Source organism: Streptococcus panodentis (assembly GCF_017884005.1).
GTDB lineage: Bacteria > Bacillota > Bacilli > Lactobacillales > Streptococcaceae > Streptococcus > Streptococcus panodentis.
The window spans coordinates 57,427-71,640 of record NZ_QFAY01000008.1; the positions used below are offsets into that span (position 1 = coordinate 57,427).

The window sequence follows — 14,214 nt, forward strand, 5'->3', positions numbered from 1 at the left end:
AGCGCTGTACTGTCAGCCTTGTTCGGTATTTCGGCCCAGCCTTTCTCAGATAGAAAAGGTTCAGCCTCTTGACGAAAAAGAGGATTTGCGGTAGAATAATAAGAGTTGCGGCGGTATAGCCAAGTGGTAAGGCACGGCTCTGCAAAAGCTTGATCGTCGGTTCAAATCCGTCTACCGCCTTCATAAATGTATTTCTAAAAGTCCAGTAAAGGGCTTTTTCTTTCATTTTCTATTGTTTTCAGCAAATTTTACTGATATAATCATTATAAACATATCATTCACCATCAGTGAAAGGAAAAAGATTGATTATGAAAAGAGTCAGCTTCTATGCCCTCAGCCTCCTCTCCTTAGCAGTCCTCACAGCCTGCATGCCTGCCAAGCAGACACAGCAAAGAAAAGAAACGCCCAGCTCCCTCAAAGCTTCTAAAAGTTCAGCTTCTAAGGAAACATCCAGCCAATCATCTAGCAGCAGCTCTAGCACCTATGAAAGCGATGATGAGGTATTTCAGAAGCGTGCTACCGTTGATCCAGATGATGCTTCTGCACTGCAATACCTACCAGATGCAGCCTCTATTCCTGAATTAGAGAAAATAAGAAATTTTCATATTTCCACCGGCTTCGTCATTCAGGTAAACGGAGAGGATATCAATGGTGACAAACCTAAAACTTCTTACGATGAGGTAACAGCGGCTCTAGGTCAACCTACTTTCAGCACTGAGGAGAATGACCCAGGCAACTCTGTCAACATCTGGCACACAGACAACGGAGACATTATGTGCTACTTTACCAATAATATCCTGACGAATTTGAGTTTTAGTCTAAAAGACGCTCAGCCAGCCAAAAACAGCTATTCTAGCATCACCACATCCGACACTCCCAAGACAGCTTTTGACAAACTTGGTCGTCCAGAAACAATTATACGCTCAGAACGCGATACAACCTATGTCTATAAAAATTCCAATGACGAACAGTTTAGTTTCTCCACGCAGAACAATCAAATCGTTGGGGTCATGTCTACTTATCAAATGAAACAAACCAAAGACATTATTGACTCTGTCATTAAGGATAAATAATCTTGCAATCAATTTTAAAAAATCGTCGTACTACAAAAATCCAAGACCTATTTTAGTCTTGGATTCAGATCGTAGACAAATTCCATTTTCTTTGTAAAAATTTTATAAATTCTTACAAAGAATTAAGAAAAAGCTCATTGCTATAATTAAAACAAAGATCAACCAAGTCTTTCCGCTGTGAGAAAAGCGCCTGAAACTCTTTAGTTTCAGGCACTCGGAAGATTTGAGACTTTAGGCTCAAATCTTAGGTATGGAATTCCGAAGGAAGTCGCTACCGTCCGCACTCACTTAAGGAAAGACTTTGGATAACTTTGTCTTCAGTCTCAATCCAAGACCTATTTTAGTCTTGGATTTTATTTTTGATGAGATCAGTGAAGAGGTTCCCCCTTCTTTGTCAATTAAAGCTCTGCAATCTGGCTGAGATTGACCTCAGCAACTGTATCGTTGCCAAACATAGAAATAATCATCTTGACCTTGTTATTGTCAATCTCGGCAATCTTCCCGGTATAGTCTGTAAAGGCGCCGTCAATGATGCGGACTGTGTCGCCGACCTTGACATTCAGATCAAATTCCTGAACCGTTTGTCCCATAGAGATAAGGATATTGCGGATTTCTTCTTCCAAGAGCGGAGTTGGTTTAGAGCGGTTCCCGTGGGATCCGACAAAGCCGGTTACATTAGGCGTATTCCGCACAACAAACCAAGCTTCGTCCGTCATGACCATCTCAACCAAGACATAACCCGGAAATCGGTTTTCTTCGACTTCCTTGGTCTTGCCGTTTTTCTCTACCTGTACGGTCTGAGTAGGGATTTCCACGCGCAGAATATTTTCCAGCATATTATAGGTCTGCGCCCGCTGCAAGAGATTCTCCTTTACCTTATTTTCGTATCCTGAGTAGGTTTGCAGTACAAACCAGCCTTTATCAAAACTGTCCATGTCTTGTCCTTTCCTAAATAAAAAAGCCTGCGGCTCCTGTTCTTGTTTTCTAGCCCTATTATACCATAAAATCTGCAAATGCAAAGCAATTTATACTCTTCGAAAATCTCTTCAAACCACTTCTTCGTCGCCTTGCTTTGACAGTCCCTTCAGATTGTCGGGATTTACAAATATATAAAAGTTTTATCTGCTCACAATAGATAAAGCTTCTGAGTGATACGGCATGCCGATAACTATCCTCATCAGTCAGTGCACCTATTTTTTATATCCTGTCAAGTCTTACCCGAGACATAAATATACAAGAATTGTCAAAAACTGCCTGCAAATCCTTGACAGGGGAAAACAGAGTGGTATAATAAAGTTATCATTTTATATGGTTATCTTTCAGTTGGGTATGAGGCCTCGTCGGCTTCATCTATCTTTAAGAACTGACTTTCTAATCTCCACTGAGACATAGAAGGCTTAAGAGATAGTGCAGGAATACAAACAAACAATCTACGAAGCTATGGGATTGGTATTCTGACAGTTTTTATGTAACAGCTTAGATTTTTGTGTTGATTATGGTAATGATGACTTTTTGAGCAATGCTTAAAGAACACTGAGAAAGTTTTTCTTTCTGCACTGGACTGAAATTGATTGTTCTATCAGTTTTGGAATAGCTGTTTTTAGTGTGCTTTTCATTTGTTTGAGAGTTTTTTTGCTGTATCAAGATGAATGTCGGATCAGTTGAATTTTCCAGTAGGAAAAAGATGCTGATTTTACAAGGTTCAAAGGCAAAGCTGCAGTTGTGGCTTTTTTGTTTGAACAATTTTCTACCTTTTATGGAGGCGAGATTATGAAATGAGCGACTGCAGACCCGCAGCCCATCAGCTAATCTTTCTCCTTAAGGTACAAGCCAAGCTTGGCTAACAGTTAAAGAAGACGCGTATTCTTTAACAATCCACAAGTTCCGCATGTCCCAAGTTAGGAGAAGATCGACATGCTCAACACCATCCTCACCTCACTGAGCACCGCGGCCCCTACCATTGTTTCAGGGATTGCCGTCCTCATTCTTTCAGACCTTTACAAAGGCCTGAAGAAATTGATTCGCTGGATTTCTCAGCGAATTCAGAAAGTTTTTCTGCAGCGCAAGCTGCAGAAAAAAGAGCTCGAGTTGAAAGAGCTCAAGGCAGCTCTGAATACCTGCCCCAGGTCTCAGCGAAAGCAGCTGAACCTGCAAAAGCAGGATTTGCACCAGCAAATTAAAAAGCTGAAGTGCAAAATCAGGAAGCTGTCGAATCAGCTGAGCTGATTCGCTCGATAGTTCTCCCTCATATGAGAACTACAAGAAGCCCTCATCTACTCACAATAGATGGGGGCTTCGGCTTTTTTTATGCTATTCATAATCTTTCTCAAGCAATAGCGGCCGTCAGCTTCCACTGCCCGATCCTAGAAACAAAAGAGTGATACAAGCATACAAAAAGCTTTACCTACTCACAATAGATAAAGCTTCTGAGTGATACGACATGCGTATAACTATCCTCAATAAATAGCATAACTCTTTTTTTATACCCTGTCAAGTCTGATTCAAACATGGATATACAAGCCTTTTTTTGCCCGCAGAATAGATGGGATGCAGGCCATACAATAGCTATCGTATTTTTCCCCATTTTCTGCCAAGTGCTTATGAGAAAATATTGATAATGCGGAAAAGGCCGCTGGCAACTACCTTGTCAAAGATATAAATGATTACCACAAAGAAGGCAGTGTATTCCATAACAGAAATAAAGTCTGTCCATCTTTCCTTGCGGGTAGGCCAAGTTGTATCTTTCAGCAGTTTAAAAATATCTTTAAAGAATTTCACAACAATCAAATCTCCTATCTAGTTTCTTTATGTAAAGTATATTTACTGCAGTGTTTGCAGAATTTATTGACTTCTAGGCGTGTTGGTTTAGGAGTGCTGCTAAGCTTGATAGAATAATTCCTGGAACCGCATACTGTACACGCTAGGCTCGCTTTTTTTAATACCATAGCCCTATTATAGCAGGATTCCTTGCTTTTGACAAGCTGCGTCCACTCTGCTCAGCGGCGGGTCCGGCTTCTTCGGCCTGTTGCCCAGTCTGATGCTGCTTGCACGGGGCAAGTCTCTGTTTTACTGGAACCAGCTGGTGATGGTATCCCAAAGGTTTTTGGCCTTCTCAGGCAGCCCTGTATCATCAATCGCTTTCTTGGCCTCGTCCACCAGATTCTGAGCCCGATCCTGAACCTCCTGCAGGAAGTCCTTGTTTTCAGTCGTTGTGCCGGTTTCCTCTGTGCCATAAGTGTCCACCGGTGAAATACCGTTTTCAGCATAAGCATTTTCCTGACCGGAAAATGAAGAGCCCTCGGTATATGGCAGGATACTATTGGCAACATTGCGGAAGACAGCCGAAGCTTCATTGGCACTGGTACCCGTCAGATAATGGCTCTCGTCTGTTGTCGGGAAGCCCAGCCACTGGCTGATGACAACATCCGGAGTATAGCCGATGACCCACTGATCCCCGGACAGATCCGGATTGAAATCCGTCTCTGTTGTCCCCGTCTTACCAGCCATCGTATAGCCGTAAGGAGCCGCATAAATCCCTGTACCATTTGAGAATGTTCCCAGCATCATGCTGGTCATCTTTTCAGTGGTTGAGTGATTGAGGACCCGGGTTGAGGTCTGACGATGGGTCTTGACAACTTGGCCGCTGGCATTTTCAATCTTGGTAATGAGATGGGCATCGTTCATGACACCGTCATTGGCAAAGACAGAGTAAGCCTGTGCCATTTGCAGCGGATTGGTCGTGACACCGCTGCCCAGAGCAACCCCCAGTGTCTGGTCAACCTTATCCATATTGAGGCCGAATTTCTTGCCGTACTCAAAGGCCTTATTGACTCCCAATTCATCAACTGTCGAAACAGCCGGAATATTAAGGGATTCTGCCAGAGCCTGGTACATCGGCACTGTCGGTGAACTTTGGATATTGCCGTAGTTATTGATGGTGTAGTCGCCAAAGGTGGTGCGGGTATTATCCAGCTCCTTATCCGTGGGCCAGCCGGCAGCGACCGCAGGACTGTATGCCACCAGAGGTTTGATGGTCGATCCGGGACTGCGGGAGGACTGAGTCGCATAGTTAAAGGACCTGAAAGAAGAACCTTCCTCACTGTTGACCCGGCCGACCAAGGCGCGAACGCCGCCGGTTTTCGGATCTAGCGCCACACTGCCTGACTCAGCCATGGTGCCGTCTTCTGCCACCGGAAAGAGACTGACATTGCTGTAGATGACCTGCATGCTGGCCTGATAATTCTGGTCCAGCTCTGTATAAATGCGGTAGCCGTTGTTGACGATTTCTTCCTCTGTCAGGCCGTAATTGTTAATGGCCTCATTAATGACCGCATCAAAATAGGACGGATAGCGGTAATCTTCTGATTTGCCAGCATAGGCATCCACCAGCTGACCGCCAATCCCCACCGCAGCTGCCTGATCAGCTGTCGCCTGATCAATATAGCCTGCCGCCACCATATTCTGCAGGACCGTATCCCGACGGTTGGTCGCATTTTCGACAGAATAAAGCGGATTGTAGATTTCCGGTCCCTTGAGCATCCCCGCCAGCACAGCCGACTGATCCAGGCTGAGCTGACTGGCTGATACACCGAAGTATTTCTTGGCAGCATCTTCCACTCCCCAAACCCCGTTTCCGAAATAGGAATTATTGAGGTACATGGTCAGAATCTCCTGCTTGGTATACTTTTTATTGATTTCCAAGGCGAGGAAGAACTCCTTGGCCTTGCGCTCGATGGTCTGGTCCTGAGACAGGTAAGCATTCTTAGCCAGCTGCTGGGTAATGGTGGAACCGCCGCCTGAGCGCCCGGCTGTCAAAATAGCCAGGATAAAGCGGCCGTAGTTGATTCCGCCGTTTTCATAGAAACTGCGGTCCTCCGTCGCAATAACTGCATTCTGCAGATCCTGACTGATCTCCGTCAGCTCGACATAGGTCCCCTTCTGCCCGGACAGGCTGCCTGCTTCGCCGCCGTCTTTATCGTAAATCAGCGTGGTCGCCTTAAGGGCATTCTGCAGATCCTTGACATTGGTCGTCTTGGCTACATAAAAGAGATAGCCGCCGACAACCAGACCAAAGGTCAGACCAGAAATCAGAAAAATCTTGGTCAGATGAAATTTTCGCCAGAACCGGCGGATAGGATGCTGAGAGAGGGGCTTTTTCCTGTTTTTGCCTGAGCGGCTGAAGCTAGGCTCTGCCGCTTCTTCTCCTTCCAGCTCGACCTCCTCTGCTGCCTTTTTGGGCTTATCGATCGTAAAATAATCTACTAATCTTTCAAACAAATCTTTTAAGTTCTTCATAAACTTTATTTTATCACCTTATTTAGGTGCAGACAAGAAAGGACCTTCTTTCTTCGTCTATTTTTAGTTAACTTTAAGCAAAAGAGTATATTAAGTCCTGATTTCCAAAAGAGAGCGATGCCGATTCCGGCTTGCTGATTCCCAAACGGCCGACTTTCTGCTACAATAAAACCATGCAATTCATGATAGAAATCCCAGCTGCCCTGCCAGCCACAACGGTCAAGGAACTACTGGAAGAGCACTTTCTCATTCCCCGCAAAATCCGCCATTTTTTACGCATCAAAAAGCATGTCTTGATCAACGGCCAAAGCATCAACTGGCAGAGTCCCGTCAGGGCCGGAGACCGGATTTGCCTGACTTTTGACGAAGAGGACTATCCTCCCAAAAGCATTCTCATGGGCCGGGCCGAACTGGTCGAAGAGCTCTACCAAGACCAGCACCTCATCATCGTCAACAAGTCCGAGGGCATGAAGACCCATGCCAATGAACCGGCCGAACTGGCTCTGCTCAACCATGTATCAGCCTATGTCGGTCAGACCTGCTATGTCGTCCACCGGCTGGACAAGGAAACCAGCGGAGCGGTGCTCTTTGCCAAAAACCCCTTCGTCCTGCCTATTTTGAATCGGATGTTAGAAAACAAGGCGATCCGCAGAGAGTACTGGGCCCTGACCGATGGGCAGCCCAGTCAAAAAACGATGACCTTCAGGGACCGAATCGGCCGCGACCGCCATGACCGCAGAAAGCGGCTGGTGGACCCCCAAAAGGGCCAGACCGCTGAGACCCAGGTGACGCGGCTGAAAAACTTCAGCCAGACCAGTCTGGTCAACTGCCAGCTGAAAACCGGCCGCACCCATCAAATCCGTGTCCATCTTTCTCACCATGGCCTGCCTATTGTCGGCGACCCTCTTTACCATCCTCAGCCGCAGGGCCGCCTCATGCTCCACGCCCACCGGCTGACCCTGACCCACCCTTTCACGCTGGAGAAGCTGCTTGTCGAGGCTCCGTCAGTGAGTTTTGAGGAAGGGTTGAGATAAAAGCCTCTGTATCCATGGCTGATTTTACCATCTAACCCCCCTAGGTCCCAGTTCCGGCAGGCATTCCTGAATCTTTCGGAAGATGTCCAGCATGCCTGCAGCGCGCCACCTAGATTGACTGAAAAACCATTTCTCATCTAGCAAAAGCTGCCTTCACAAATAGTGGTTCAAAAACAGACTTTTCTTCTTCCTTTTGCGAATAATGTAAGTAAGAGCACAAAACGGAGAGGAGAAAAAAATGAACCCGCAAGAGAAAAAGGCAGTGCGCCACCCCAACCTGTCCCCGACCATGGACATGGTTGCTAAAAAGATTTTTCATCAGGAACGGCTGACCGCAGACTTTGTCAGAAGCGTACTCAAGCTGCCGGTAAAGTCTGTCGAGATCCTGGAGGGAACGCAGATTCAGCTGGAAGAGTACGATCACCTGGGCTTTTACACTGCTGTAGATGTCCGAGCCCAGCTGGACGATGGGACACAGATTATTATCGAAGTTCAAGTGACCAAACAGCGCGCCTTTATCAATCGCCTCATGGCTTATATCGCCAATCAGATTGCCAGCAATCTGAAGCGAAACAAGCAGGATAAAGCGACGCATACACTGTATTCAGAGATGAATCCCGTCTACTGCATTGCCATTCTGGAGCAGGATTATTTTGCAGACGGGCGCGCTTTCCGCACCATTTCACTCAGGGATGATGAGACCGGAGAGCCCCTGCTTTCCGACTTCAAAGACAGCCGGAGCCGTCCGCCGATGGCATTTGCATTCTTGGAACTAAGCAAGTATAATAGAGATAAGGTAGCGGATTACAATCTGCAGAAATGGTTCGAATTCTTCCGCAATCAGCCTTTTGACATCCCGACAGACCCTGTCATCAAAGAGGCCGAGGAACTTTTGGACCAAACGCGCTGGACCAAGGAGGAGAGACAGATGTTTGATGAAAAACGCAGGCAGCAGGACCACTATGAGGCCACTATGGCCCAGATTTATTACGAGCATGAGCTGGCCATTCAGGAGGAGCGTGAGAAAGGGCTGGAACAGGGCTTGGAACAAGGGATAGAACAAGGTTTACTGCAAGGGCGAAGCCAAGGAATGGAGCTAGGTGTCCAGCAGCTCGTCCTAGCCATGCTGAAGAATGGGGCCAGTCCGCAAACTATTGCCCAGCTGACCGATATTCCCGAAGAAAAAGTGAAAGAAATTGCCGAGCAGAACTTGGTCTGACTCCGCAGTATGATATGTAAAAAGAAGTTGGGACAACAGTACCCAGCTTCTTATATTTCTATCGTTTGATTGCAAGACACAGTGGTTCATTAGGCACTTTAGCGCCAATGAGCCGCCCATCGCCAAACAGCTGAATCTCAATGAGCGCGTAATTGTCGAAGCAAGCCTTTCAAGCTCCTATATTTATAGAGGCTATAAGCCAGATAGACCAGGCCATAGGATGCTGCAGCTAGATAAACTGGCAAAAACCAGTTGGAAGCGATAAAGACAAATGTCATCAGCAGCTCAATCCCCATATCCTTGACTACCGCAATCTGCATCCGCTTAGCTAGGATAACTTCTGCAAGGATACTTCTGACCGTCAGTAACAGCACGATAGAAAGGACTGTAGCATTTAGGTTGTGAAGGAAAACAGCAAAAACCAAGGTACTAGCAAAGCTCAAGAGCATAGCAGTGACATTCACTTTAAAAATCTGTCTCTCCATTCGCAATGCCTTTAGATAGGTATTGATGAGCAATGCCATCTTGCCCTCGTAAACAGACATTGGAAAGACCAGAGCCATAAACATCAGCGACTCTTTGTAGGCTGGAAGCCAATGATCTAAGACTATTTTTAAAGGATAATATAACAAAAGCACGCCAAACATAACAATCATGAGGATATTGCGCAGCTGATCATAAATCTTTGGCAGCCTGCTCTCGTCTGTCCGTTTTAAAATCGGAAAAACAACTAGCCCAATGGCATTGATAAAAGTCATGAGCAGATTGGAAATGCTCAATGTCAAGGATACCTTCCCAAAGGTAGCAATATTCCAAACTCTCTGGATTCCCATCCTAACAGTTCCGATAATCAGCATACTGGCCACATTTGACAGCATGAGATTAATCCCGACTGCAATATTGCTGACCGTCTCTTGGAAGTCAAATGAGAACTGTCTGAGAGGTCGAAACGCCATATCCCTGCAGAGATACATGGCATAAAATAATGAAACGAACCGACCAATCAAATCTGCATAAACCATGATTTTAAAGTCTCGAAAGCCAATGAAAACAAAGACCAACAAGAGCAGTAGATAAAGCAATCGATCGCCGCTGATAACACAAGAGCTTTCTTTTAAGCGGTTGGTCATCTGCAAGACATAAACAAAGAAAAAGCGCAAATTCGTCACCAACATGGTGTAAGCCAAAAGCGTAAAGACAAAGCGGCTATTTGCATCTGTGATAAAGGCGGAAATCCCCAGCAAAAACAAGAGACCCACTCCTATCAAATAGGACAGCAGCATCAAAAATTGGGAGAAAAACTTTGTCTTATCCAAATCATGATATTCCATCCCGCCATAGCGAAGATAAATACCGTCAGTCCAGCCCAGATGAATGAATCCTGCATAGGATAGATAGAAGATATAGAGCTGCCAGTAGCCATACTCTTCCACCCCCATGATTTTAGGCAGAATCAAAACTACTAGAGACGTCACTAAAACAGTCAGCAGGTTGGATAAAATGACATAAGAAAAATTAGCTGCTAATTTTTTAAATCCACTAGACACGCACCTACCTCCTAATCTCTCTTATCTGCTGCCATGCTCTGAATCAACCTCTGAAACATGATTGTCAGATCTGTCTTAGCCTGCCAACCTAAGCTTTCAAGTTTATCCGTATTCAGACGAATCTTAACCGTCGGATTATAGCCCAGCTTTTCTATATTTTCCGCCAAATCAAAAACTAGCTTGGTCTTACTGCTGCCGCTTTGCTCAATGACCAGATCTGCCATCTCACGAATGGAAATAGCCGTTTCTTTATTGGCAACATTGTAAGCCTGCCCAGCCTGCCCTTTCAGCAGAATGTAGAAAATAGCCTCAACAGCATCCTTTGTATAACAGTAATTTCGAATAGTTTCCCCCTTGGTACGGAGAACAATATCTTTCTCCTCTATGACAGCGCGAGCAAACTGTGCAAAAACACGGTTGTCCTCATAAGCTACACCTGGTCCGAAGGTTTGTGACAAACGAACTATTCGCGCCGGCACCTGATACTGATGATAGTATGCTGCGCTCAAGGACTCTGCCATACGTTTGCTCTCCGAGTAGCTGCTGCGAACACTGGTCGGGTCTAAATAACCATAGTCTGCTTCAGTAATACTGGATGCTTCCGGATTTGTGACCCCATAAACTTCAAGAGAGGACAGATAAACCATACTACGAACCTGCTTGTCTCTCGCCAACTTCAGCATTTTTTCAGTGCCTCTGACTGCCAAAGCAATGGTCTCTACAGGATGCTCAACGAAAAAAGAGGAGTCCGTCGCACTGGCTCCATGGATAATATAATCCAGTTTTTCGTCAATCCGCCAATCCGACAGCAAATCAGCATAGACAAGCTGTAAGTGCTCGCTTTGCAGAAAGGGGGCAAAAAGGATCTCTGCCTTTTGGCGGCTGCGGGCCAAACCCAACACTCTGATATTAGCATTATACAAAGCATTCAGAGCCAGCAAAGCAAAGACACAGTGGCTGCCCAAAAGTCCAGTAGCTCCTGTTATCAAGACGGTAACATTTCTCAGGTCTTTGAAAATAGGACTGGTCGCAGCCAAGTCTGTCATATCTTCTTCTAACATCGTATTCTTTTTCATATTAACCAAAAATTTGTGCATTTTCTCGCGCCTCATAGATTGCCCTGAAAATATAGAAATCTGACGGAGTTGTTATTTTGATGTTTTCACTGCTTCCCATAACTGTATGAAGCGGCAGCCCAAAATAGCGAGCCAACGTAGCAGAGTCGGTCATATCAAACTGACCTTCTGCCTGAGCCTTTAAATGCAGGGAATGAATCTTTGAAAGCACAAAGGTCTGAGGAGCAACAGCTGTCTGACAGGTTGAGCGTTCAATGACCTGATTGATTACATCTGCTTCATCTACCTGAATGACTGTTTCGATGACAGGCTTAACCGTGATGGCTGCTCCATGCTTCTTGGCCGCTTCAATATTTTTAGAGATAATCTCTCCGTCAATCAAGGGTCGAACGCCATCGTGAATCAAAACATAATCATCATCATTTTGATATTTTTTCCGTAAGGCTGCCAGACCATTGAAGATAGACATTTGCCCAGTCTCTCCGCCAGGAACAACTTGACTGACTTTTTTGATATTAAATCTAGCCAGCAAATCTCTGCAGTAGTCTAACCACCCCTCCACGCAGACAACAACAATGTCTGTCACTGCCGGATGGGCCTCAAAATGCTCAATTGTGTGAATAATAATAGGCTTGCCATGCAGCTCCAAAAACTGCTTGGGCAGGGTTTTGGTATTCATACGGCTGCCTGTGCCACCTGCGAAAATCAAGGCCGTTGTTGTCATACAGATACTTTCCTTCCTCTCGTTGTAAATCTTACCCTGCTAAACAAATCAATTGCTATATAAATAGCAAAGGCATAGACAATCCGATTAATATGGGTTGTCAGCAGCGACAGCAGTGTTTCCTGAAAAAATGAAATAACCAAAGGATACGCAAACAAGGCGAAAACGATGACCTTCAGTGGGGTGAAATAGCGTTTTTTTATAGAATAGTAGAAACTTCCATAAAAGAAGCCATAAACAAGCTGCAGGATTAGAACTGAAAAATAGCCAAAATCCTTGATAAAATAGTAGTAAATCGTATAAACATTGGTTTTGTCACCATTAAAGTGAATGACCGGCAAAAAAGGAGTCAAGTCATAGCTGGATAGACCCAGAGACTTTAAGGTCCCGTAGACAGCAATAAGAGTATTTTCTCCAAAGACCTGATTATTATCATAAAGAGAAGGATTTTTCAGATAATAGTCAAGAGCTTGTATGGGAGATCCCATATACTTTATCAAATTATCCAAGATCCCTAGCTCTGCTTGACTATCTACACGGTTCAGAACGAAGGTTCCAATAACCATAAACAAACCTAGGAAAACAAGACCGATTGTCAGCAGCATTCGAAAAAGCTTCTTGCCATAGCGGCGGTCTTTCCATGAATAATATTTCGAGAAAAATAAGATATATAAAATAGCATACCCTGAAATCAGACCAAGCAATTCCGTCCGTCCGGTCGACAAGAGGGAAATTCCCAGAGAAATCATACTAATCAACAGCAATTTCCCCTTATAAAAAATACTATCCTGCCCCGAAAAAAGAGACTCACAGAAAAAGTAGAAGAAAACAATTCCTAAGGAAAAGTTAATCCGCAATAAGTTCAGACTAAGGCGACTGAGAGAGAAATCATAATTTGTCGTCATATGCCGAGCCAGCTCAATCGTTCTAAATACTCCACCTGGCAACTGCTTGCTCTGCGCTGCCAGATAAACTAGCTCAGAATAAACAAATCTAATCGCAAAAGCAAAAAAGAGGAGAACTAACAAAACACAGAGATTGCTCACTTTTATCTGACTGAGTTTGATTTCCAACTTTCTTTCAGCAAACAAATTCGATGACAGCAAAACCCCCATTAAAAAAACAGCATTACCAATAAGGATGATAATGACGGTTATCAGGGAAATTTCTTCCCCCCATCTGGATGAGTAAAATGCAGTAGAAATACTAGCAATCAGCCATACTGCCAAGTATATAAAGACTGGGTTTGCATAGTCTTTTCCCATCATTCTGACTGTCAAAAACAATAGGAAAAGACCACCCAAAATTAGTAAAAAAACCATTATCTTCCTTCTATTAATTCAACCCAATTATCTCTCAATCTGACATGACGCTCTGTCTGCTCTTTCTTTTCAGGCGGCGTCATATAGTCACCATAGCGATTCGTCAGATACTTATCTGCATCATTCGGTCCATCAAACTCATATCCTTCAAAGGAATACTTCTTAGCTGGGTAGAAACTTTCATAGTCGATCGTCTCTCCCAAGTAGCCTTTTACGCCATAAGCAATGGTTATTTTTGAAGTCTTCTTATTGGACTGGATAAGCCTCTCCATCAGCTTGTACATATTGGCCGGTCCCATGATAAAAGAAGGAAAGCCTACAAGCCTTCTAATCCAAAGATTTTTTCTGAGTTCCTTAGATTCTTTAGCCATATAAGTCAGATGCGGTGTGAACTTCGTATAGCAGCGCGAGCTATTGTGTGACAGGTCTAATGCCCGAAAAATTAGCCCTTTAATCTTTCGAAGCATATCATTTTCTGGAACAAAGTCAATGGGCAGCATATCCAGATAGAGGTGTTTCTTCTTGCTGAAACCTTCTCCTAGAACATCGTAGTAAGTTAAGGACTTACTCTGTAGCTTCAGGACCTTGAAAACGCTGTCTGTCGCCTCAGCAGGGGAAATCAACTCGAAATCTTCGCTGTTTGCAAAAATATCCTGCAGACGATTATAATCTTCGCGGAACATCACCAAGTCGATGTCATCGTCCCAAGGTATATAGCCCCCGTGCCGCAAAGAACCAATCAGAGTTCCTGCAACCATATACGAATGAAGCTGATGACGATGACACTCTGCATCAAAAGCTTTATACATCTGTAAATAAGCTTTCTGCAACGCTTTTAACTTCTCGTCTGTAATCTTCTGATACATGGGACTGAAACGCTCTCCCAAAGCCAACTCCCATTCAATCTTACTTGTCCCTCTCATT

The 14,214-nt window shown here is 44.6% G+C and carries 12 protein-coding genes and 1 tRNA gene; 4 read left to right on the top strand and 9 right to left on the bottom strand.

Annotated elements, in window-relative coordinates; all coding sequences use genetic code 11:
- Positions 1-109 precede the first annotated feature (109 nt).
- Both DHL47_RS04945 and DHL47_RS04950 read left to right on the top strand, forming a co-directional pair.
- A tRNA-Cys gene (locus DHL47_RS04945) sits at positions 110-180 on the top strand.
- A 128-nt stretch (positions 181-308) separates the two neighbouring features.
- Positions 309-1,073 (top strand): hypothetical protein, encoded by a 765-nt coding sequence (locus DHL47_RS04950; RefSeq protein WP_209551124.1) that lies wholly within the window; start codon positions 309-311, stop codon positions 1,071-1,073.
- 398 nt (positions 1,074-1,471) lie between these two features.
- Here the strand turns inward: DHL47_RS04950 and nusG are convergent, their stop codons facing one another.
- The 4 genes from nusG to pbp2a all read right to left on the bottom strand — a co-directional run bounded on the left by nusG (position 1,472) and on the right by pbp2a (position 6,368).
- Positions 1,472-2,008 (bottom strand): transcription termination/antitermination protein NusG, encoded by a 537-nt coding sequence (gene nusG / locus DHL47_RS04955; protein WP_128834944.1) that lies wholly within the window; start codon positions 2,006-2,008, stop codon positions 1,472-1,474.
- A gap of 1,663 nt (positions 2,009-3,671) precedes the next feature.
- Positions 3,672-3,851, bottom strand: a complete 180-nt coding sequence (gene secE / locus DHL47_RS04960; RefSeq protein ID WP_128834948.1) for a preprotein translocase subunit SecE — start codon at positions 3,849-3,851, stop codon at positions 3,672-3,674.
- A 14-nt stretch (positions 3,852-3,865) separates the two neighbouring features.
- Positions 3,866-4,018, bottom strand: a complete 153-nt coding sequence (gene rpmG / locus DHL47_RS04965; protein ID WP_128834950.1) for a 50S ribosomal protein L33 — start codon at positions 4,016-4,018, stop codon at positions 3,866-3,868.
- 121 nt (positions 4,019-4,139) lie between these two features.
- Positions 4,140-6,368, bottom strand: coding sequence for a penicillin-binding protein PBP2A (pbp2a, locus tag DHL47_RS04970; RefSeq protein ID WP_209551099.1), 2,229 nt, complete (start codon positions 6,366-6,368; stop codon positions 4,140-4,142).
- A 173-nt stretch (positions 6,369-6,541) separates the two neighbouring features.
- Here pbp2a and DHL47_RS04975 point away from each other — a divergent pair, with 173 nt between their 5' ends.
- Together DHL47_RS04975 and DHL47_RS04980 are read left to right on the top strand one after the other, a co-directional pair.
- Entirely contained in the window at positions 6,542-7,402 is an 861-nt protein-coding gene (locus tag DHL47_RS04975) for an RluA family pseudouridine synthase (RefSeq protein ID WP_128835356.1), read from the top strand.
- A gap of 238 nt (positions 7,403-7,640) precedes the next feature.
- Positions 7,641-8,621: an Rpn family recombination-promoting nuclease/putative transposase gene (locus DHL47_RS04980; RefSeq protein ID WP_209551100.1), complete on the top strand. Its 981-nt coding sequence runs from the start codon at positions 7,641-7,643 to the stop codon at positions 8,619-8,621.
- Between the two features lie 137 nt (positions 8,622-8,758).
- On the opposite strand, the gene DHL47_RS04985 is transcribed toward DHL47_RS04980, so the two are convergent.
- Genes DHL47_RS04985 through DHL47_RS05005 form a run of 5 tightly spaced genes read right to left on the bottom strand, consistent with a single transcriptional unit; the run spans position 8,759 to position 14,213 of the window.
- Complete coding sequence (locus DHL47_RS04985; RefSeq protein WP_209551101.1) at positions 8,759-10,168, bottom strand: MATE family efflux transporter; 1,410 nt, start codon at positions 10,166-10,168, stop codon at positions 8,759-8,761.
- Positions 10,169-10,179: 11 nt separating this feature from the next.
- Positions 10,180-11,265, bottom strand: a complete 1,086-nt coding sequence (locus DHL47_RS04990; RefSeq protein ID WP_164828340.1) for an NAD-dependent epimerase/dehydratase family protein — start codon at positions 11,263-11,265, stop codon at positions 10,180-10,182.
- Positions 11,246-11,968 (bottom strand): 2-C-methyl-D-erythritol 4-phosphate cytidylyltransferase, encoded by a 723-nt coding sequence (gene ispD, locus DHL47_RS04995; protein WP_128834959.1) that lies wholly within the window; start codon positions 11,966-11,968, stop codon positions 11,246-11,248. Before ispD ends, DHL47_RS04990 begins: the two co-directional genes overlap by 20 nt.
- Positions 11,965-13,290: an O-antigen polymerase gene (locus tag DHL47_RS05000; protein WP_209551102.1), complete on the bottom strand. Its 1,326-nt coding sequence runs from the start codon at positions 13,288-13,290 to the stop codon at positions 11,965-11,967. Before DHL47_RS05000 ends, ispD begins: the two co-directional genes overlap by 4 nt.
- Positions 13,290-14,213 (bottom strand): LicD family protein, encoded by a 924-nt coding sequence (locus DHL47_RS05005; RefSeq protein WP_128834964.1) that lies wholly within the window; start codon positions 14,211-14,213, stop codon positions 13,290-13,292. Before DHL47_RS05005 ends, DHL47_RS05000 begins: the two co-directional genes overlap by 1 nt.
- Position 14,214: the final 1 nt, after the last annotated feature.

Bases quoted from the DNA above. Each gene is read 5' to 3' on its own strand.
- DHL47_RS04975 (WP_128835356.1), top strand. From the start codon at position 6,542: ATGCAATTCATGATAGAAATCCCAGCTGCCCTGCCAGCCACAACGGTC.
- DHL47_RS04950 (WP_209551124.1), top strand. From the start codon at position 309: ATGAAAAGAGTCAGCTTCTATGCCCTCAGCCTCCTCTCCTTAGCAGTC.
- DHL47_RS04980 (WP_209551100.1), top strand. From the start codon at position 7,641: ATGAACCCGCAAGAGAAAAAGGCAGTGCGCCACCCCAACCTGTCCCCG.
- nusG (WP_128834944.1), bottom strand. From the start codon at position 2,008: ATGGACAGTTTTGATAAAGGCTGGTTTGTACTGCAAACCTACTCAGGA.
- DHL47_RS05005 (WP_128834964.1), bottom strand. From the start codon at position 14,213: ATGAGAGGGACAAGTAAGATTGAATGGGAGTTGGCTTTGGGAGAGCGT.
- DHL47_RS04990 (WP_164828340.1), bottom strand. From the start codon at position 11,265: ATGCACAAATTTTTGGTTAATATGAAAAAGAATACGATGTTAGAAGAA.
- ispD (WP_128834959.1), bottom strand. From the start codon at position 11,968: ATGACAACAACGGCCTTGATTTTCGCAGGTGGCACAGGCAGCCGTATG.
- pbp2a (WP_209551099.1), bottom strand. From the start codon at position 6,368: ATGAAGAACTTAAAAGATTTGTTTGAAAGATTAGTAGATTATTTTACG.
- rpmG (WP_128834950.1), bottom strand. From the start codon at position 4,018: ATGGTATTAAAAAAAGCGAGCCTAGCGTGTACAGTATGCGGTTCCAGG.
- DHL47_RS05000 (WP_209551102.1), bottom strand. From the start codon at position 13,290: ATGGTTTTTTTACTAATTTTGGGTGGTCTTTTCCTATTGTTTTTGACA.